Below are 1,282 nucleotides of genomic sequence, written 5' to 3'. Positions count from 1 at the left end.
TGACCGATGCGGCAAACAATACTGTTACAGGTTCTATTGACGTTGTGGTCTCCGATAATGAAAATCCAAAAATTACCCTGGGAAGTGACATTTCCAGGAATACTGATTCAGGACAATGTACCGCCTCTATTGCTATTCCCAATACAACTTTCAGTGATAACTGTTCCGGGGAAACTTTGAGCTGGACCATGAGCGGGGCCACTACAGATTCAGGAAGCAATCAGGTTGGCACCAAAACTTTTAACATCGGAACCACCGCTATCAACTACACCGTGACCGATGCGGCAAACAACACCGTTACAGGTTCTATCGATGTTGTGGTCTCTGATAATGAAGATCCAAAAATTACCCTCGGAAGTGACATTTCCAGAGATACAGATTCAGGACAATGTACCGCCTCTATTGCTATTCCCAATGCAACTTTCAGTGATAACTGTACCGGGGAAACTTTGAGCTGGACCATGAGTGGGGCCACTACAAATTCCGGAAGCAACCAGGTAGGAACTAAAACCTTCAATAAAGGACAAACCACCATCACCTATACTGTCACAGACGCTGCAGGAAATTTCATTACGGAAGACCTGTTAGTTACGGTTACTGATACCGAAGACCCAACTATCACCCTTGGTAGTCCTATTACAAAACCGACAGATGCCGGGCAATGTTCCGCATCTATCGTTGTTCCAAACGCGACATTTGATGACAACTGCTCCGGAAGCAGCCTTAGCTGGACCATGAGTGGAGCCACTACAGCTACCGGAAGCAACCAGGTGGGAACCAAAACCTTCAATAAAGGACAGACCACCATCACCTATAAAGTAACTGACGCAGCAGGAAATTTCATTACGGAAGACCTGTTAGTCACGGTTACTGATAACGAAGATCCAACTATCACCCTCGGAAGCCCTATTAGCAAACCGACAGATGCCGGACAATGTTCCGCCTCTATCGTTATTCCAAACGCGACATTTGATGACAACTGCTCCGGAAGCAGCCTTAGCTGGACCATGAGTGGGGCCACTACAAATTCCGGAAGCAACCAGGTAGGAACTAAAACCTTCAATAAAGGACAGACCACCATCACCTATAAAATAACTGACGCGGCAGGAAATTTCATTACGGAAGACCTGTTAGTCACGGTTACTGATAACGAAGACCCAACTATCACCCTTGGTAGTCCTATTACAAAACCGACAGATGCCGGGCAATGTTCCTCCTCTATCGTTATTCCAAACGCGACATTTGATGACAACTGCTCCGGAAGCAGCCTTAGCTGGACCAT

1 protein-coding gene is annotated in these 1,282 nt (G+C 46.4%); it reads left to right on the top strand.

Annotated features, from left to right (window positions below; genetic code table 11):
- On the top strand, positions 1 to 1,282 hold a 1,282-nt coding region (locus ACNORC_RS15230), incomplete at both ends, for an HYR domain-containing protein (protein WP_418336529.1).

Origin of the sequence: Salinimicrobium soli (assembly GCF_048323655.1) — a bacterium.
GTDB lineage: Bacteria > Bacteroidota > Bacteroidia > Flavobacteriales > Flavobacteriaceae > Salinimicrobium > Salinimicrobium soli.
The sequence above is the reverse complement of the archived record's forward strand: the minus strand, read 5'-3'. Positions and strand labels throughout refer to the sequence as shown.